Below are 18279 nucleotides of genomic sequence, written 5' to 3'. Positions count from 1 at the left end.
GGTTGACACCGGACGGGCGTTCTGGCGGGTGCCCGGACGGACGTTTCGGCAGGTGTCCGCGCGGATGTTCTGGCGGGCGTCTGCGCGGGCGTTCCGTGGGCGCTTACGAGGGCGCTTACGAGGGCGTTCCGGCGGGTGTTCAGGCAGGTGGGAGCGGAGGTGGGGTGTGGCGCAGGAGCGTGGCCAGTTCCGGCACGTCGCGGGCCGGTGACCACTGGGGCATTCCGGCCTTCCACACCAGCGCGTCAGGGGTGAGCCCGGCGGCGGGCAGCTCCGCCTCGTCGTACGGCCCGCGCTGCTCGCCGCCCACGCCGAGGAACCACCGATCGGGCTGGGGGAGCGGCGGCGGCCCCGCCTGCGCATCCGGCTGCGCGCCCGGCTGATGGGGCTGGGACTGGGGCGTCAGGGTGGCGGCCAGGTGCTGGCCGGCGGCGATGCCCATGCCCAGTCCCATGCCGTCGGCGGCCCCGCCCGCGTTCTCCAGCGCGTTGGCCGCCTGGAAGCGCGCGTACTCCCCGAGATCCCCGACGATCCCCATCTGCGACCGCTTGTCCAGCGCCTGCTCCACCTCGGGCGGCAGCGAGATGTTCTCGATGGTGAAGGTCGGGATCGCGATCCCGACCCCGGCCAGGTCGGCGGTCAGCGCCTGGGCCAGCCGCAGCCCCATCTCGTGCTGCCCCGCGGCCAGTTCGAGCAGTGGCACGCCGGCCGTGGCCAGGGCGTGGGCGAGCCGTCCCACGACGAGTTGCCGCAGGTAGCCCTCCACCTCCTCGGTCCGGAACTGGGGGTCGGTCCCGGCCAGTTCCCGCAGCAGCGCCCGCGCGTCCGTCACCCTGGCCGCGTACGCCCCGAACGCCCGCAGCCGCACCGGCCCGAACTCCGGGTCCCGCACCATGACCGGGTTCTGCGTGCCCCACTTGAAGTCGGCGAACTGGCGGGTGCTGACGAAGTACACCTCGGCCTTGAACGGCGAGTGGAAGCCGTGCTTCCAGCCCTTGAGCGTGGACAGGACGGGCAGGTTCCGCGTCTCCAGCGTGTGCGTCCCCGGCGCGAACGCGTCGGCGATCTGCCCCTCGTTGACGAAGACGGCGACCTGCGACTCGCGCACCACGAGCCGGGCACCCATCTTGATCTCGTTCTCGTAGCGGGGGAAGCGCCAGACCAGCGTGTCGCGGCTGTCGTCGAGCCATTCGACGATGTCGATGAACTCGCCGCGGATCTTGTCGAACAGTGCCACTTCGTCCCCATCCGTCCATGTCTGGCCAGGTCGGCCACCGTACCAAAGGCCGTTTGACGTCGGATTGGCGTAGAGGTCGGTACGGTGGGGAACCGTGGTGAAGCAACGAGTCGCGCAGCTCGAATACTCGGAGTTCCAGTCCGCCATGCTCGACGAGGCGAAGCGCAGGCGGAAGGCGGCGAAGATCATCGCGGTCATCGAGCACTTCAACGGATCGCTGGGCGGGCTGACCGTCGGCGACGTGGGGTGCTCGGCCGGGTTCATCGCCGACGAGCTCGCGGCGGCCGGGGCGAAGCACACGCTGGGCATCGACATCGACGTGCCGGGGCTGCGCAAGGCGGCCGACCGGTTCGGCGAGCGGGTGGCGTTCGTCTGCGGCGACGGCACGGCGCTGCCGTTCCCCGACGGCTCGATCGACGTGCTGGTCTTCAACCACATCTACGAGCACGTGGTCGACCCCGACGCGGTGGTGGCCGAGATGCACCGGGTGCTGTCCGACGACGGCGTGCTCTATCTGGGGCTCGGCAACCGGCTCGGGGTCATCGAACCGCACTACAAGCTGCCGTTCCTGTCGTACCTGCCGCCCGCGCTGGCCGACCGCTACGTGCGCGCGTCCGGGCGGGCCGACCACTACTACGAGCGGTTCAGGACGCGGCGCGGGCTGCGCAGGATGTTGCGGACCTTCCACGTGTGGGACTACACCTTCCCCGTGCTGGCCACACCGGCCAGGTTCGCCGGGGGCGAGCTGTTCCCCGGGGTGCTGGGCAAGGTGGCCACGGCCGTGCTGTCGCGGGTGCCGCGCGGGGTGCTCAGGCTGCTGCTGCCGGTCGTGCCGACGTACCTGTGGGTGGCCACCAAGACCGCGCGCGCGCCGGCGGGCGTGCGGCTGCCGCAGCCACCCGAGCGGGTGCGCTCTCTGTGAGCGCCGATCCCGTGCTGGACGACGGCGACGCCGCCGCCGAGGGCGTCCCCCGACGACGCTCACCGGCCCGCAGGCTGCTCAGGTACGGCTTCCTGGCCGTCGCGCTCGGCTTCGGCGGCTACGCGGTGGCCAAGCAGTGGGACGCGGTGGTGGCCGGGTTCGCCCGGCTGTCGTGGGGCGCGCTGGCCGCCTCGCTGGTCGCGGTGGTCGCGGCGCTGCTCGGTGCCATGCTCACCTGGCGCACCCTGCTGGCCGACCTCGGCTCGCCGCTGCCCGCGCGCCCGGCGGCCAAGGTGTTCTTCGTGGGCCAGCTCGGCAAGTACATCCCCGGCGCGGTCTGGCCGGTGCTCGCCCAGATGGAGATGGGCCGCGACCTGGGTGTGCCGCGGGCCCGCAGCGCGGCGGCGTTCTTCCTGATGATGCCCATCCAGCTCGCGACCGGCCTGCTGGTCACGCTCGTCACGCTCGGCTGGAACCAGTACGGCTGGCTGCTGCTGTTCGTCCCGCTGCTGCTCGTCCTGCTCGAACCCAAGGTCGTCAACGCCGTCATCGGCTACGTCCTGCGCCGGCTCGGGCGCGAGCCTCTCGAACGCCCGCTCACCAGGCGCGGCATGCTGACCGCGCTCGGCTGGGCGCTGGCCGGCTGGATCGCCTACGGCGTGCACCTCTACTTCATCGCCCCCCAGGTCGGCCCGATCTTCGCCGTCGGGGCGTTCGCGCTGTCGTGGTGCCTGGGCATCCTGACGTTCGTGATCCCGGCGGGCGCGGGGGTCAGGGAGGCCGCGATGGTCGTCGTGCTGGCGCCGCACCTGGACTCCGGCGCCGCGATCGCGGTGGCTCTTTCGTCCCGCATCGTCATCATCATCGGTGACCTGATCTGCGCGGGCTTGGCCGGAATCGCGGCGCGGCGCGACTCGGTGTGATTTGGCCCACGATTTAGGGGAGGCTGGTCCTAAGCTGAATTTCAGAGGGGGACATCCCGTCCCACGATGATCTTGAGGGGAGAAGATCTTCGTATGCCTCGAGTGCTCGTCGATGCGGCGGCGGTCCCCGCGGACCGCGGCGCGCTCATCCGATACGTGGACGGCCTCGTGACCGCGCTCGACCGGGCCGGCGCCGACCTGTCGGTGGTCTGCCAGCGCGCCGAAGCGGAACGATATCGCCGCCTCGCCCCATCGGCCCAGGTCATCGCCGGGCCGGTCGCGATCGCCAACAGAGCCGCCAGGCTGGCCTGGGAGCAGACGGGGCTGCCGTTGCTCGCCCGCCAGACCGGGGCCGACGTGATCCACGCTCCCTACTACTCCATCCCGCTCGGCGCGGGCCTGCCGACCGTGGTCACCGTCCACGACGCCACCTGGTTCACCGAGCCCGACCAGCACAGCCCGCGCGCCGCGTTCTTCCGATCGGCCACCCGCACCGCCGTCCGCCACGCCCGGCGCGTGATCGTGCCGTCCAAGGCGACGCGCGACGAACTGGTCCGCGTGCTGTCCGCCGACCCCACCCGGATCGACGTCGCCTACCACGGCGTCGATCTCGCGCAGTTCCACCCGCCGAGCGAGGAGGAGATCCGCCGGGCCGCCGTGCGGTGCGGGCTGCACGGCCAGCCGTACGTCGCCTTCCTGGGCGCCCTCGACCCCCGCAAGAACGTGCCCAACCTCATCCGCGGCTTCGCCGCCGCCGTACGGCGGCTGGACCGCCCGCCCGCGCTGGTGATCGGCGGCGGCGTGCACGAGGACGACGTCGACGCCGCCTGCCGCGAGGTGGAGGCCACCGTCAGGGTCGTCAGGCCCGGCTACCTGCGCGCGCCCGACCTGTCCGGGTTCCTGGGCGGGGCGCTCGTGGTGGCCTTCCCGTCGCGCGGCGAGGGCTTCGGCCTGCCGGTGCTGGAGGCGATGGCCTGCGGCGCACCGGTGCTGACCACCCACCGCAGCTCGCTGCCCGAGGTGGGCGGCGACGCCGTGGCCTACACCGAGCCCGACGCCGGCAGCATCGCCACGGCGCTGGGCCAGTTGCTGGCCTCCGCCGAGCGCAGGGAGCAGTTGCGGGAGGCCGGGCCGGCGCGAGCCCGCGAATTCACCTGGGACGCCTCGGCCGAGGCCCATCTCAGCTCCTATCAACGTGCGATCGAATAGTTCGGTAACCTCACAGAGTTATGGAGAGCTCTTTGCCAGACCTCGAGGCGATCCTCCTGGTCGGGGGGCAGGGCACGCGCCTGCGTCCGCTGACACTGGGCACGCCCAAGCCGCTGCTGCCGACCGCCGGGGTGCCGTTCCTGGCTCACCAACTGGCCCGCGCCCGATCCTTCGGCGTCCGCCGGATCGTGTTCGCGACCTCGTACAAGGCGTCGATGTTCGAGCCCGCCTTCGGTGACGGGGCGGCGTTCGGGCTCTCGCTCGAATACATGACGGAAGAGACGCCGCTGGGCACCGGTGGCGCGATCCGCAACGCCGCCGAGGCGCTCAGCGCCGGCCCCGGCGACCCCGTGCTGATCCTCAACGGAGACATCCTCTCCGGTCACGACATCGGTGAGCAGGTGCGTGTGCACCGTGCGAAGCAGGCCGCTGTAACGCTCCATCTGACGGAAGTGGACGATCCTTCCCGCTTCGGCTGCGTGCCGACGGACGAGGCCGGGCACGTGACCGCGTTCCTGGAGAAGACCCCCAACCCGGTGACCAACCGGATCAACGCCGGCTGCTACGTCTTCACCCGCTCGGTGATCGACTCGATCCCGCGCGACGAGGTCGTGTCGGTCGAGCGCGAGACGTTCCCCGGGCTGATCGAGTCCGGTGAGCTCGTGCTCGGCTACGCCGACCGCACCTACTGGCTCGACGTCGGCACGCCGGCCGCCTACGTGCAGGGCTCGCGTGACCTGGTGCTGGGCCGGTTGGCCTCGCCCGCGCTGCCCGGCCCGACCGGCGAGTACCTCGCGCTCGACGGGGCCAGGGTCTCGCCGGAGGCGAAGGTGCGCGGCGGCACGGCGGTCGGCGCGCGGGCCGTGGTCGAGGCCGGGGCGTCGGTGGACGGCTCGGTGCTGAGCGACGACTGCGTCGTGGAGGCGGGGGCCTCCGTCACCGACTCCGTGCTCGGTCAGGGGGCGCGGGTCTGCGCGGGCACGGTGGTGCGCGACGCGGTGATCGGCGACGGCGCGATCGTGGGGCCGGGCAACGAGTTGCAGAACGGCGTGCGCGTCTGGCCGGGGGTCGAACTGCCCGAGCGGGCGCTGCGCTACTCCAGCGACGTCTGAAGCAGCACCGTGTCCGGGGCAGACTGGACACGTGATGGAGCGCAGGTGGGTGCCCGGCGGGCCGCTTGACGTGGGGCTGGCGTTGCAGCCCCACAAACGCGGCGGCGGCGATCCCACCTGGCGTCGCACCCCCGACGGCGCGGTGTGGCGCACGTCCAGGACTCCCGACGGCCCCTGCACGCTCAGGGTGGTCGTCGAGGCGGACGAGGTGCACGGGCAGGCGTGGGGCCCCGGCGCGGGATGGGCGCTGGAGACGCTGCCTGCGCTGCTGGGGGCCGACGACGACGTCTCCGGCTTCCGCGTCGAGCACGAGGTGCTGGCCGAGGTCGCGAGGCGGCATCCGGGGTTGCGCATCGGGCGTACCGGCCGGGTGATGGAGGCTCTGGTGCCGGCCGTGCTGGAGCAGAAGGTGGTCGGGCGGGAGGCGTGGCGGGCCTGGCGCTGGCTGCTCGGCCGCTACGGCGAGCCGGCCCCGGGTCCGGCCCCCGACGGCATGCGGGTGGTGCCCGAGCCGGTGGTGTGGCGGCAGATCCCGACCTGGCACTGGCACCGCGCGGGCGCCGAGGCGGTGCGCGCCCGTACGATCGCGAGCGCCGCCTGGCACGCGGCCAAGCTGGAGTCGGCGGCCACCACGCGGGAGCTCGACCGGCTGCTGCGGGCGCTGCCCGGGATCGGGGTGTGGACGTCGGCGGAGGTGCGTCAGCGGGTCTTCGGCGACCCCGACGCGGTCAGTGTCGGCGACTTCCACCTGGCCAAGCTCGTCGGCTATGCCCTCACTGGGGAGCGGACCGACGACCTCGGGATGTTGCGGCTGCTGGAGCCGTACGCGGGGCATCGGCATCGGGCCACCGTGCTGGTCTGGTTGAGCGGTCTGCGCCCGCCCGCGCGTGGGCCCAGGATGCCGGCGCGCGACTACCGGTCGTTCTGACCGGCCCTGAGTGCGTACGGTGAACTCAGGTCGTCGTACTGTGCCTTTATGAGTAACGACTCCGCGCTCCGCCGCGCCCTCGCCCGGGCCAGGGACGGCAAGACGCTTGACGTCACCGAGGCGACCGTCCTCCTGCACGCCCGGGACGGGCACCTCGACACGCTGCTCGACCACGCCTCCCGCGTGCGCGACGCCGGCCTGCGCGCCGCCGGCCGCGAGGGGGTCATCACCTACAGCAGGAAGGTGTTCATCCCGTTGACCCGGCTGTGCCGGGACCGTTGTGGCTACTGCACGTTCGCGACCGCGCCGCACAAGCTGCCGGCGCCGTTCCTGAGCCCCGACGAGGTGGTGGAGATCGCCCGGCAGGGGGCGGCGATGGGGTGCAAGGAGGCGCTGTTCACGCTGGGGGACCGGCCGGAGGACCGCTGGCACCAGGCCAGGGAGTGGCTGGACGCGCACGGTTATGACGACACGCTGTCCTACGTGCGCGCGATGGCGATCAGGGTGCTGGAGGAGACCGGGTTGCTGCCGCACCTCAACCCGGGCGTGCTGAGCTGGCGGGACTTCCAGCGGCTCAAGCCGGTCGCGCCGTCGATGGGGATGATGCTGGAGACGACGTCGCGGCGGTTGTTCGAGGAGAAGGGGCAGGCCCACTACGGCTCGCCGGACAAGGATCCGGCCGTGCGGTTGCGGGTGCTGGAGGACGCCGGCCGCACGAACGTGCCGTTCACGACGGGCGTCCTGATCGGCATCGGCGAGACCGTCGAGGACCGCGCCGAGTCGATCTTCGCGATCCGGCGGGTGGCCAGGGAGTACGGCGGCGTCCAGGAGGTGATCGTGCAGAACTTCCGCGCCAAGCCCGACACCGCCATGCGTGGCCTGCCCGACGCCGACCTCCAGGAACTGGCCGCCACGATCGCGGTGACCCGCCTGGTGCTCGGCCCCCGCGTCCGCGTCCAGGCGCCGCCCAACCTGGTGGACGCCGAGTACGAGCTGATGATCAGGGCCGGGATCGACGACTGGGGCGGGGTGTCGCCGCTCACGCCCGACCACGTCAACCCGGAGCGGCCGTGGCCGCAGATCGACGACCTCGCCGCGCGTACGGGGGAGGCCGGGTTCCGGCTCAGGGAGCGGCTGACGATCTACCCGGAGTACGTGCTGGCGGGGGAGCCCTGGCTCGATCCCCGTCTGCTCGCCCACGTCTCGGCCCTGGCCGACCCGGTCACCGGCCTGGCCCGCGAGGACGCCGTACCGCAGGGCCGTCCCTGGCAGGAGCCCGACGGCGGGTTCGCCGCGTCGGGACGGGTGGACCTGCACGTCGAGGTGGACACCACGGGCCGTACCGGCGACCGCCGTGACGACTTCGACCACGTCTACGGCGACTGGGACGCGCTGCGCGAGCGTCTCGGCACCGTGGCCGCCGCCGCCCCCAGCGACGTGCGCGCGGCGCTGCGGCGGGCCGGGTCCGACCCGGCCGGCCTCACCGACGAGGAGGCCGTGGCCCTGCTCGGGGCCGAGGGCGAGGCGCTGGACGAGTTGGCCGCGATCGCCGACGAGCTGCGCCGGCAGGCGGTCGGCGACGAGGTCACCTACGTCGTCAACCGGAACATCAACTTCACCAACGTCTGCTACACCGGCTGCCGCTTCTGCGCCTTCGCCCAGCGCCGGACCGACGCCGACGCCTACACGCTCAGCATCGACCAGGTCGCCGACCGGGCCGAGGAGGCGTGGGCGGCCGGCGCGACCGAGGTGTGCATGCAGGGCGGCATCCACCCCGACCTGCCCGGCACCGCGTACTTCGACATCGCCAGGGCGGTCAAGGCCAGGACGCCGGGCATGCACGTGCACGCCTTCTCCCCGATGGAGGTCATCAACGGCGCCAGCCGGCTGAACCTGTCCGTCCGCGACTGGCTGGAGGCGGCCAAGGAGGCGGGCGTGGACTCGCTGCCCGGGACGGCGGCCGAGATCCTCGACGACGACGTGCGCTGGGTGCTGACCAAGGGCAAGCTGCCCGCCAAGGAGTGGATCGAGGTCATCACCACGGCCCACAAGGTGGGCATCCCCACCACCTCGACCATGATGTACGGGCACGTGGACAACCACCTGCACTGGGTCAGGCACATCAAGCTGATCAGGCGGCTGCAGGAGGAGACCGGCGGCTTCTCGGAGTTCGTGCTGCTGCCGTTCGTGCACACCAGCGCCCCCATCTACCTGGCGGGCGTGGCCAGGCCGGGCCCGACCGCGCAGGAGAACCGCGCGGTGCACGCGCTGGCCAGGATCCTGCTGCACGGCGCGATCGCCAACATCCAGTGCTCCTGGGTCAAGCTCCAGGACGACCTGTGCCGCCAGGTGCTCCAGGGCGGGGTGAACGACCTCGGCGGCACGCTCATGGAGGAGACGATCAGCCGGATGGCGGGGTCGGAGAACGGCTCGTACAAGACGATCAGCGAGTTGCGCGGGATGGTCGAGGTCACCGGCCGGCCGGTGCGGCAGCGCACCACCGAGTACGGCGTCCCGGCCGAGGAGCGGCTGGCGGCCTCGGCGGCCAGCGACGGCGTCTGCCAGAGCGTCAGGAGGGTCCTGCCGATCGCCCAGTTGTAACATGTTCTAACTAGCACTTGCGCCTGCCCTGTGAGGCGCTGGGAGAATCGTTCCTCCCCATGGAGAGAGGTTCACCGTGCGGTTGGGTCGGCACCGCGCCGCGCTCGCCCCCGAGCAGCGACGCAGGAAGGCGTTCCAGCGCGGCGTGCTGGCGGGGCTGACGGCCGTGGCGATCGTCGCGGCCGGCCTCGTCGTGATCTTCGGCGGCGGTGGCCTCCTGTGCACCACACGAGAGCCTGTTCTGGTGGACGTGGCCGCCGCCGTGGACGTGGCTCCCGCGGTTATGGAGGCGGCGGGCCGGTTCAACGAGACGAAGACGGCCGTGGGCGGCCGGTGCGTGCTGGTCCAGGTGACCGAGCAACCGCCGGCCACGGTCTTACGCACGCTGATCGGCGACCGGGCGGGCGTGCTGGCCGAGCGGCCCGACGGCTGGATCGCCGACTCCTCGGCCTGGATCAGGCTGGCCCGCCAGCAGGGCGCCAGCGCGCTGCCGTCGGGGGAGAGCGTGGTGGCGACCTCGCCGCTGGTCTTCGCCACCCGGTCGTCGCTGGCCCAGCGCTTCTCCGTGGGCCGGACCGAGATGAACTGGCGGATGGTCTTCCCCGCGACCGCGCGCGGGCGGCTGACGCCCAACGCCGATGAGCCCGACGTCGTACGCGTGCCGGACCCCTCGCTGGCCGGGGCGGGCATCGCCACCGTGGCCGCCGCCAGGGACGTCGTCGGCACCGGGCCGGACGCCGACAAGGCGCTGACCGCGTTCGTCCGGTGGGCGCAGGCGGGCTCGGCGCCCGACTACCGCAGCATGCTGGCGGCCGTGGACGATCACACGTTCTGGCAGCGCCCGGTCGTCATCGTGCCCGAGCAGTCGGTGTGGCAGCACAACCTGCGGCCCTCCGCCGACCCGGTCGTGGCCCTGCACCCGCGCGAGGGCACCATCAACCTCGACTACCCGTACGTCGTGACCGCCGCCGACCCCGAGGTCTCGGAGGCGTCCACGGCCTTCGCCGGCTGGCTGCGGGGGGCGCAGGCGCAGGAGATCGTGCGCCGGGCCGGGTTCCGGTCGGGCGACGGCGCGCAGGGGCCGCTCTCGCCCGGCCCGCAGATCCCCTCCACCGCGCCGCGGACCAGGTCGTCGGTGTCGCCGCAGGACATCGACGAGGCCCTGCGCGCCTGGAGCCGGCTCGCGCCGCCGACCAACATCCTCGTCCTGGCCGACACCTCCAAGCACATGGCCGAGCCGCTGAACGGCAAGACCCGGGTGGGCGTGGCGCTGGACGCGGCCAAGATCGGGCTGCAGCTCTTCCCCGACTCCACCCACATGGGGCTGTGGGAGTTCGCCGACCGGCTGGGCGGCATCCGGGGCTACCAGCAGCACGTCGGGCTGGGGCCGATCAACGAGCCCGAAAGCGGGCAGGTCGTCCGCCGCAGCCGGCTGGAGCAGCTCACCAGCTCGATCACCGCCCATCCCCGTCGTGACAGCTCGCTGTACGACGCGATACTCGGCGGCTTCCGCAGGATGACCAGCGGTTACCGGGAGGAGATGAACAACGTCCTCCTGGTGATCACCGCGGGCCGGGACGACGGCAAGGCGACCGAGTTGCCCCGGCTCCTCGACCGGCTGCGGCGCGAGTGGAACCCGGACCGGCCCGTGCAGATCATCGTGATCGCGTTCGGCAAGGGGGTGGACCGGGCCGGCCTGTCGCAGATCACCGCCGCCACGAACGGCTCGCTGCACGAGGCCCAGGAACCGGGGGAGATCATCGACGTGTTCCTGGCGGCCCTGGCGCGCCGTCTGTGCCATCCCACCTGTAAGCCGACGGCCTGAAGCCGTCCGGGCGGCGGAGTGACGGTGTAAAGATCCGCAGTGCCAGGGCCTTAAGGGGTTGCCTCAGGGCCTGCTTGGAGATCAGCATGCAACGGAGGGGAATTTCGGCGCCGCAGGTTTACGGGAACGGGGGTGTGGCGGTGGAATTTCGGCTGCTGGGGCCGATAGAGGTGGAGGCCGGCGGTGCGCTGGTGCCGTTGGGCGGTGCCAAGCCGCAGACCTTGCTGGCAGCCCTGCTGCTGGAGCAGGGTCGGATCGTGCCGAGCTCGCAGCTCATCGACATCCTCTGGCAGGATGAGCCCCCCGACAGCGCCCGCACCACGTTACAGACCTACGTCAGGTCACTCCGTACGGCGCTGGCCCGCCAGGGCGTGGTGGACGCCATCGTCACCCGCGCGCCCGGCTATCTGATCCAGACTCCCAACGGCTCGTTCGACGTGGAGAACTTCTCGCAGCTCGTCACCAGGGCGCGGCACACCGACACGGCCACGGAGGTCTCCAGCCTGTTACGCGCGGCGCTGGAGCTGTGGCGCGGGCCCGCCCTGGCGGGGCTGGAGGACGGGGCGCTGGCAGGGGAGGCGCTGCGGCTGGAACAACTGCGGCTGACCGCCATCGAGGACCGCATCGCCGCCGATCTGACGCTCGGACGCCACAGCGAGCTGCTGGCCGAGCTGGCCGCGCTGGTCAGCGCCTATCCGGCCAACGAGCGGCTCAGGGGGCAGTACATGACCGCCCTGTACCGGACCGGGCGGCAGTCGGAGGCGCTGGCGTCGTTCCGCGAGGGGTGCGACGTCCTGGTGGAGGGGTTCGGCGTGGACCCCGGACCAGAGCTGACCGCCCTCTACCAGGCCATCCTGCACGGCGACCCGGCCCTGCGCGGGCCGTCGGTCGCGGCGCCCGCCGAGCCGCCCTCCCGGTCGGTGGTCCCGGCGCAGCTACCGCTGGCGCCCTCCGACTTCACCGGGCGGGCCCGCCAGGTCAAGACCCTGGTGGCGGCGCTGGCGCCGGAGCCGCGCGCCCCCGTGCAGGTGATCGCCGGACGCGGCGGCTGCGGCAAGTCGGCGCTGGCCGTGCACGTCGCCCACCAGGTCACATCCGCCTTCCCCGACGGCCAGCTCTACGCGGAGCTGGGCGGCATGAGCGACATCCCGGCCGACGCCGGCGAGGTGCTCGGACGTTTCCTCAAGGCGCTGGGCGTGAACCCCGACTCCCTGCCGGCCTCGGCCGCCGAGCGCGCCGACCTGTACCGCAGCCTGCTCGCCGAGCGCCGGGTGCTGGTGCTGCTGGACGACGCCGCAGGCGAACAGCAGGTACGCCCACTGCTGCCCGGCGGCCCCGGCTGCGCGGTCCTGGTCACCGCCAGGAACCGGCTCGGCGGCCTGGCCGGGGCCCGCAGGACCGACCTGGACGTGCTCGACGCCGACGAGGCGCTCGAACTGCTGAGACACATCGTCGGAGCCGACCGCGTCGCCGCCGAGTGGCAGGACGCCCGTGCCATCACCGAGCTGTGCGGGCGGCTGCCGCTGGCGGTCCGCATCGCCGGAGCCCGGCTGGCCACCCGTCCCGGCTGGCCCATGAGCCTGCTCCTGCAGCGGCTGCGCGACGAGCGCCGCCGCCTGGACGAGCTGGCCATCTCCGACCTGGAGGTGCGCAGCAGCGTCGAGCTGAGCTACCGCGGCCTGTCCGCCCGGAGCCGCAGGGCACTGGCGCTGCTGAGCTATGTCGGTGCGCCCGAGTTCTCCTCCTGGATCCTCGCCTGGCTGCTGGAGATCACCGAGGCCGAGGCGGAGGCCATCATCGAAGGGCTGGTGGACGCCTACCTGGTCGACTTCACCCGCGTCGACGAGCTGGGCTGCCTGCGTTACCGGGTGCACGAGCTGATCCGCCTGCACGGCCGCGAGCACGCCGAGGCCGAGGAGCCGGCGGAGGAGCTGACCGCCGCCGTGGGCCGGGTGCTGGGCGGCTGGCTGACCCTGATCGACGCCGCGGCCGAGCAGTCGCCGCCGGAGGAGATCCGCTGGCGGCGCCACCCGGTGCGCACCTACCCGGTGTCCGAGGCCACGGTCGCCCGCGTGGTGGCGGCGCCGTACACGTGGTTCGAGGTCGAGCAGCCCGCGCTGGTCAGCGGCGTGGAGCGGGCGGCCGGGCTGGGCCTGCACGATCTGGTGTGCCACTTCGCCTCCGCGCGGCTGAGCGGCCCCTCGTTCCTGGGCGCGGGCCGCTTCGACGCCCGCGAGCGGATCAACCAGCTCGCCCTGGCCTCCGCGCGCCGCGCCGGCGACCGGCACGGCGCGGCGACCATGCTGGCCGAGCTCGGCCAGTTGCGTTTCATGCAGGACCGCTTCGCCGAGGCCGACCAGTACCTCACCGCCGCGCTGGAGGTCTTCCGCGACCTGGACGAGACGCACGAGCAGGCGGTGGCGCTGGCCGGGCTGGGCACCGTCAGCCGGGAGGTGGGCCGGCTGGCCGAGTCGCTCGACTTCCTGGACCAGGCCGGCCGGCTGCTGCGGGACGCCGGCGACGACGTCGGCATCGCGTACGTGCTGCGGATGATCGGCTCGGTGCAGTTGGAGCGCGGCGACCTCCCTGAGGCGTGGTCGGCGATGGAGGCGGCGCTGGCCGCCTACCGCCGCGTGGGCAGCCGCCGCGGCGAGGGCTTCACGCTGCGCACGATCAGCCTCCACCACCGCGCGACCGGCCGGCTCGACCTGGCCGCGGAGGCCGCGGGGCAGGCGGTGGCCGTCTTCAGGGAGCTGGGCGACCGGCTCATGGAGGCGTACGCCGTGCGCACCCTGGCCAAGACCCGCGTGCGGCAGGGGCGTGGCAGCGAGTTGCTGCCCCGCCTGCGGGAGGCGCTGGCCCTGTGCCAGACCATGAACGACCGGTGGGGACGGGCGGCGACCCTGCGCACGCTGGGCGAGCTGCACCTGGCCGCGGGCGACCTCGACGCCGCCGAGACCTGCCTGACCGACGCGATCGTGTTGTGGGAGGACATGAAGACGCCCGTGTGGCGGGCCCGCACCGAGCGTGACCTGGCGTCGGTGTACCGGGCGAGGGGCCGTCCCGGGGCGGCGGAGGCGTTGCTGTCACGGGCGCTGGCGGTCTTCCGCGACCACGGCGCCAGGGAGTACGGCGAGCTGGCCGGCCGCTGACCGCTCGGTCCGGCCGGGGCCGTGGCTCCCTGGCGCCGTCAGCTCACGCGCGTGCCCAGAGCGCGGGCACGTTCGGCGGCTCCCAGCCCGCGAGTGCGGTGTGGGCCTGCAGGCACCGGTACGTGACGCCGTTGTAGGTGACGGTGTTGCCGGGCGTGTACGCCGTGCCGGCCGCCCACGTGCCGGACGGCACGGTCGTCGTCGGGGTCGGCGTCGGCGTGGGGGTCGGGGTGACGGTCGGGGTCGGCGTCGGGGTCGGGTTGCCGCCACCGCCGCCGATGTTCAGGTCGATGCAGGAGTAGAAGGCGTTGGTCGTGTCGTAGATGTTCCAGACGGCCAGTACCTTCTGCCGGCCCGAGAAGCCGGCGAAGTTGACCGTGTGGGTGAGCGTCGGCGGGGGCTGCTGGCCCTTGCCGTCGATCGTGGCGACCAGGGTGTTGCCGATGTAGTACTCGTAGTTGAGCGTCCGGTGCTGGGCGGTGAACGTCCAGGTGAAGTTCACCGTGCTGCCCACCGAGGCGACCGGCCAGGCCTTGCTCTCGTCGCTGAGCTGGGCGAACTGCGACAGGTTGGCGTGGCAGCTCCGCAGGCCCTTGGGGCCTTCCACGCTCTGCGGCTCGTAGATGATGTTGCCGCAGCCGGAGACCTTGCCCTGCGCGCAGTTGGCCTGGCGGCTGGGCGGTGTGAGCACGTAGCCGTGGGCGAACGCCGGGCTGGTGTTGAACACCGTGGTGGCGACCGCGATCACCACCACGGCGACCAATGTGAGCGTCCTTCTCATGAAGTGGCTCCTTCACATGGGGGGATGGCCCCAATGTAAAGGAAACTTTCCTAACGGTAAACGGGCGGCTTACCGGCGGTCAGCGCGTGAGGAGGAAATCGCCGGGATCGCGCGGCGCCCGGTCGCGCGGCGGCGCGGCGGCGTGCCCGACGGCCACGCAGCCCATCGGGTCCCACGAGCCGGGCAGGTCGAGCACCTCGCGGACGACCGGCCGGCAGAACATCGTGGACGACACCCACGCCGAGCCCAGCCCCTCGACCGCGAGCTGGACCAGGAAGTTCTGCACCCCCGCGCCCGTCGCCACGACGAACATCTCCCGCTCCGAGGCGTTGCGCCGGTCGTCGCGGTAGGTGTGCGAGCCCTCCATCACCAGGCACGGCACCACCAGGTAGGGCGCGTTGCGCAGCACGTCGCCGCGCCTGATCCGCTTGGCGATCGACTGCTCGGAGAACCCGTCGCCGCGCAGGTCGGCGATCCACGCCTCGCGCATGGCGTCGAGCAGCTTGGCCCGGATCTCCGGCGACTCCAGCAGCACGAACCGCCACGGCGTCGTGTGATGGGGAGCGGGCGCCGCGATGCCCGCCGCGACCGCCCTGCGCACCGCCGCGGGATCCACCGGCCGCTCGGAGAACTCCCTGATCGTCCGCCGGGCGAACACGACGTCACGCGACCCGTAACGGAACAGGTCGTCGTCGGCCCGTCGCACCAGCGGCCGGACCCCGGGCCCGTCGCCGGCGGTCACCAGGTGCGCCAGCCCGCGCACGACGGCCACCGGAACCCCGGCGAGCTTGCCCTTGACCAGCTCCGCCGCGCCCGCGATCTCGTCGGCCAGGGCCGTCATCGTGGCGTTGAGCGGGTTGCCGTAGGAGTCGGAGGAGCCACGGAAGTCGTCGAGCGGCAGCACGCCGGCCGCCCCGATGGCCACGTCGGTGAGCCCTTCGCGCCACGGCCGCCCGAACGTGTCGGACAGGATCACCCCGACGTTCACCCCGGCCTGCGCGCCCAGCCCGGCCCGGATGCGCCGGGCGGAGGCGTCGGGGTCCTCCGGGAGCAGCAGCACGGTGCCCGGCTCGGTGTTGGAGGCGTCGACCCCGGCGGCGGCCATCACGAAGCCGTGCCTGGTCTGCGAGATCACGGTGTCGCCGCGCCGGGCGACCACCCGCTCGGTCTCCTCCTCGATGGCCGCCGTACGGTCGGGGGCCCGGCGCACCCGGCCCTCGGCCTTGCTCACGATCTTGGAGGTGATCACGACGATGTCGCCGTCGCGCAGGTCGGCGCCGGCCAGCAGCGCCGCGACGTCGTCACCCGGGCGCACCTCGCCGAGGCCGGGCACCGCGATCACCTCGACCAGGCGCGGGGTGGGGGGCTGTGGGGTCGTGGTCACTGGGCGAGCTCCTGGGCCAGGTCGAGGGCGGTACGGGCGATGTCGGCGGCGGCCCCGGCGTCGTGCATGAGGATCGGCCGGGCCACCACGCGGACGCCGTCGAGCGCCACCCCCGCGTCTTCCTCCGCCACCAGCCAGCCGTCGATCAGCTCGGAGCCGTACAGCTCCAGCACGGCCTGGGCGGTCGTCTCCACGCCGATGGCCGTCAGGCAGGCGTCGGCCATGCCCCGCACCGGCGCGCCGCCGATGATCGGCGAGAGGCCCACCACGGTCTTGGGCAGCAGGGCCTCGCGGATGCCCGGGACCTGGAGGATCGTGCCGATGCTCACGACCGGGTTGGACGGCGGCAGGATCACCACGTCGGCCTGCTCGATCGCCTCGAGCACGCCCGGGGCGGGCTTGGCGGTGTCGGCCCCGACCAGCGCGAACGACTGCGCGGGGACGGAGGCGCGCAGGCGCACCCACCACTCCTGGAAGTGGATCGCGCGCCTGCCGCGATCGTCCTCGATCACGACGTGGGTCTCGCAGCGGTCGTCGCTCATCGGCAGCAGCCGCACGCCGGGTTGCCAGCGCGCGCAGAGCGCCTGGGTGACCTGCGAGAGCGGGTAGCCGGACGCCAGCATCTGCGAGCGCACGATGTGGGTGGCGAAGTCGCGGTCGCCGAGCCCGAACCACTGCGGTTCGACGCCGTACGCGGCCAGTTCCTCTTTGACGGCGTGGGTCTCCTTGGCCCGGCCCCAGCCCTGCTCCTCGTCGATGCCGTTGCCCAGGGTGTACATCACGGTGTCGAGGTCGGGGCAGACCCGCAGGCCGTACAGGGTGATGTCGTCGCCCGTGTTGCCGATGACGGTGATGGAGGCGTCGGGTGCGGTGGCGCGCAGGCCCCGGAGGAAGCGCGCGCCGCCGATGCCGCCGGCGAGTGACACGATGTGCATGCGGCCCAGTCTTCCATCGGGCTTTGACAGTCCAGGCTCGGGACCGGTTTTGACGCTTTTGTCGGCCTAGTACGGGGGTGCTTGGGCGTTTTGATATGGAAGAGGTTCCTGGGACTCCCGGCGGGTGGGTCGGTGATGTGGCAAACTCCCTTCGGGCTAAAGGGTCCGATGGGGGTACTTGTGAGCAAATTTGACGTCGCCCGGCTGAAGGAGCCGGCCGCCTGGGTCATGCTCGTCGGCGGGCTGCTGAGAGTGGTGCTGGCGATCGGTCACATCCTGGTGGGGACGTCCTCCTCCATCGCGGAGCGCGCTGCCACGAACTTGCTGGACCTGACGAGCCCGCTGCTGACGGCGCTGCTGCTCGGCTCCGTGCTGCTGGTCACCAAGGTGGGCGAGCCGTCGCCCAAGGCGAAGCAGATCACGTACGGCGCCGCCGCCGGGCTGGCGCTCGCCTCGGTGTTCGGCATGCTGGCGCTGCTGGCCGGGCTGTTCTCCGGCTTCGGGGCCCGGCCCACGATCGAGTTCGTGCTGCTCGGCGTGCCCACGCTCGCGCTGACCGTCATCGCGCTGGTCTACCTGCTGCCGCAGGTGCTGCCGGAGCGGCCCGCAGCGCAGGTCTATCACGGCCAGTTCGGGCCGCAGCCCGGCTTCTACGGCGACCAGCCCCAGGGGTACGGCTCCCAGGCCGGCCCCGGGTACGCCGGACCCCAGGACCAGCAGGCCGCCTACGGGCAGCAGCCCATGCCGGGCCAGCCCATGTCCGGTCAGCAGCCCATGCCCGGCCAGCCCATGCCGGGTCAGCAGGCCGGCCAGCCCGGCTTCGGTGGTCAGCAGGACCCGCAGGCCGCCGCCGCTTACGGGCAGCAGCCCCCGCCCGCCGGCCAGCCGCAGGGCTTCGGCCAGCAGGGCAACGTCCAGCAGCCCGGCTTCGGCCAGCAGCCCCAGCCCGGTTACGGCCAGCAGCCCATGTCCGGCCAGCAGGGATACGGGCAGCAGCCGCCCTCGGCCCCGGACTACGGCCAGCAGCCCCAGTCCGCCCCGGGTTACGGTCAGCAGCCCGCCTCCACCCCCGGCTACGGTCAGCAGCCGCCCTCGACGTCCGGCTACGGCCAGCAGCCGCCCAGCTTCGGCGGCCAGCCGGAGCAGCCCGAGCCCCAGGCGCCGGCCTACGCCCCGCAGATCAGGGGCGCGCTGCCCGCGGCCCCCTCCGACCAGCAGCAGCCCGAGCCCTACTCCCCGGAGGGCTTCGGCCAGTACACCCCGGCTGACA

12 protein-coding genes and 1 pseudogene are annotated in these 18279 nt (G+C 72.7%); 9 read left to right on the top strand and 4 right to left on the bottom strand.

Going from position 1 to position 18279, the window contains the following annotated elements; translation table 11 throughout:
- Positions 1–139 precede the first annotated feature (139 nt).
- Positions 140–1237 carry an SPFH domain-containing protein gene (locus FAF44_RS43010; RefSeq protein ID WP_237109168.1) on the bottom strand — a complete coding sequence of 366 codons (1098 nt, stop codon included), beginning with the start codon at positions 1235–1237 and terminating at the stop codon, positions 140–142.
- 94 nt (positions 1238–1331) lie between these two features.
- On the opposite strand from FAF44_RS43010, the gene FAF44_RS43005 reads away from it, so the two are divergent.
- The 8 genes from FAF44_RS43005 to FAF44_RS42970 all read left to right on the top strand — a co-directional run bounded on the left by FAF44_RS43005 (position 1332) and on the right by FAF44_RS42970 (position 13909).
- Entirely contained in the window at positions 1332–2159 is an 828-nt protein-coding gene (locus tag FAF44_RS43005; RefSeq protein WP_237109167.1) for a class I SAM-dependent methyltransferase, read from the top strand.
- Complete coding sequence (locus FAF44_RS43000; protein WP_237109166.1) at positions 2156–3082, top strand: lysylphosphatidylglycerol synthase domain-containing protein; 927 nt, start codon at positions 2156–2158, stop codon at positions 3080–3082. Before FAF44_RS43005 ends, FAF44_RS43000 begins: the two co-directional genes overlap by 4 nt.
- Positions 3083–3175: 93 nt before the next feature.
- Positions 3176–4291 carry a glycosyltransferase family 1 protein gene (locus tag FAF44_RS42995; protein WP_237109165.1) on the top strand — a complete coding sequence of 372 codons (1116 nt, stop codon included), beginning with the start codon at positions 3176–3178 and terminating at the stop codon, positions 4289–4291.
- Positions 4292–4311: 20 nt separating this feature from the next.
- On the top strand, positions 4312–5403 hold the full coding sequence (locus FAF44_RS42990; RefSeq protein ID WP_308193483.1) for an NDP-sugar synthase: 1092 nt from the start codon (positions 4312–4314) through the stop codon (positions 5401–5403).
- A gap of 34 nt (positions 5404–5437) precedes the next feature.
- A complete protein-coding gene (locus tag FAF44_RS42985; RefSeq protein WP_237109169.1) occupies positions 5438–6331 on the top strand; it encodes a DNA-3-methyladenine glycosylase in 894 nt (297 codons plus the stop codon).
- Positions 6332–6379: 48 nt separating this feature from the next.
- Positions 6380–8932 (top strand): bifunctional FO biosynthesis protein CofGH, encoded by a 2553-nt coding sequence (locus FAF44_RS42980; RefSeq protein ID WP_237109163.1) that lies wholly within the window; start codon positions 6380–6382, stop codon positions 8930–8932.
- 76 nt (positions 8933–9008) lie between these two features.
- Complete coding sequence (locus tag FAF44_RS42975; protein WP_237109162.1) at positions 9009–10757, top strand: substrate-binding and VWA domain-containing protein; 1749 nt, start codon at positions 9009–9011, stop codon at positions 10755–10757.
- Positions 10758–10897: 140 nt separating this feature from the next.
- Positions 10898–13909 (top strand): BTAD domain-containing putative transcriptional regulator, encoded by a 3012-nt coding sequence (locus tag FAF44_RS42970; RefSeq protein WP_237109161.1) that lies wholly within the window; start codon positions 10898–10900, stop codon positions 13907–13909.
- 43 nt (positions 13910–13952) lie between these two features.
- Here FAF44_RS42970 and FAF44_RS42965 read toward each other — a convergent pair whose 3' ends face one another.
- The 3 genes from FAF44_RS42965 to cofD all read right to left on the bottom strand — a co-directional run bounded on the left by FAF44_RS42965 (position 13953) and on the right by cofD (position 17009).
- Positions 13953–14690, bottom strand: a complete 738-nt coding sequence (locus FAF44_RS42965) for a lytic polysaccharide monooxygenase (protein ID WP_237109160.1) — start codon at positions 14688–14690, stop codon at positions 13953–13955.
- Between the two features lie 79 nt (positions 14691–14769).
- Positions 14770–16074, bottom strand: coding sequence for a coenzyme F420-0:L-glutamate ligase (locus tag FAF44_RS42960; RefSeq protein ID WP_237109159.1), 1305 nt, complete (start codon positions 16072–16074; stop codon positions 14770–14772).
- Positions 16071–17009, bottom strand: coding sequence for a 2-phospho-L-lactate transferase (gene cofD / locus FAF44_RS42955; protein ID WP_237109158.1), 939 nt, complete (start codon positions 17007–17009; stop codon positions 16071–16073). The genes FAF44_RS42960 and cofD overlap by 4 nt, the downstream gene beginning before the upstream one ends.
- Before the next feature lie 180 nt (positions 17010–17189).
- On the opposite strand from cofD, the pseudogene FAF44_RS42950 reads away from it, so the two are divergent.
- Positions 17190–18279 (top strand): annotated as a pseudogene (locus FAF44_RS42950) (hypothetical protein); the annotation flags it as partial.

Origin of the sequence: Nonomuraea sp. MG754425, assembly GCF_021699195.1 — a bacterium.
In the GTDB taxonomy this organism is placed as follows: domain Bacteria; phylum Actinomycetota; class Actinomycetes; order Streptosporangiales; family Streptosporangiaceae; genus Nonomuraea.
This window is presented reverse-complemented; position numbering and strand designations above follow the sequence as displayed.

What these genes read in the sequence shown, in the direction of transcription:
- FAF44_RS42990 (WP_308193483.1), top strand. Translation starts at nt 4,312, where the DNA reads ATGGAGAGCTCTTTGCCAGACCTCGAGGCGATCCTCCTGGTCGGGGGG.
- FAF44_RS42985 (WP_237109169.1), top strand. Translation starts at nt 5,438, where the DNA reads ATGGAGCGCAGGTGGGTGCCCGGCGGGCCGCTTGACGTGGGGCTGGCG.
- FAF44_RS42980 (WP_237109163.1), top strand. Translation starts at nt 6,380, where the DNA reads ATGAGTAACGACTCCGCGCTCCGCCGCGCCCTCGCCCGGGCCAGGGAC.
- FAF44_RS42995 (WP_237109165.1), top strand. Translation starts at nt 3,176, where the DNA reads ATGCCTCGAGTGCTCGTCGATGCGGCGGCGGTCCCCGCGGACCGCGGC.
- cofD (WP_237109158.1), bottom strand. Translation starts at nt 17,009, where the DNA reads ATGCACATCGTGTCACTCGCCGGCGGCATCGGCGGCGCGCGCTTCCTC.
- FAF44_RS42965 (WP_237109160.1), bottom strand. Translation starts at nt 14,690, where the DNA reads ATGAGAAGGACGCTCACATTGGTCGCCGTGGTGGTGATCGCGGTCGCC.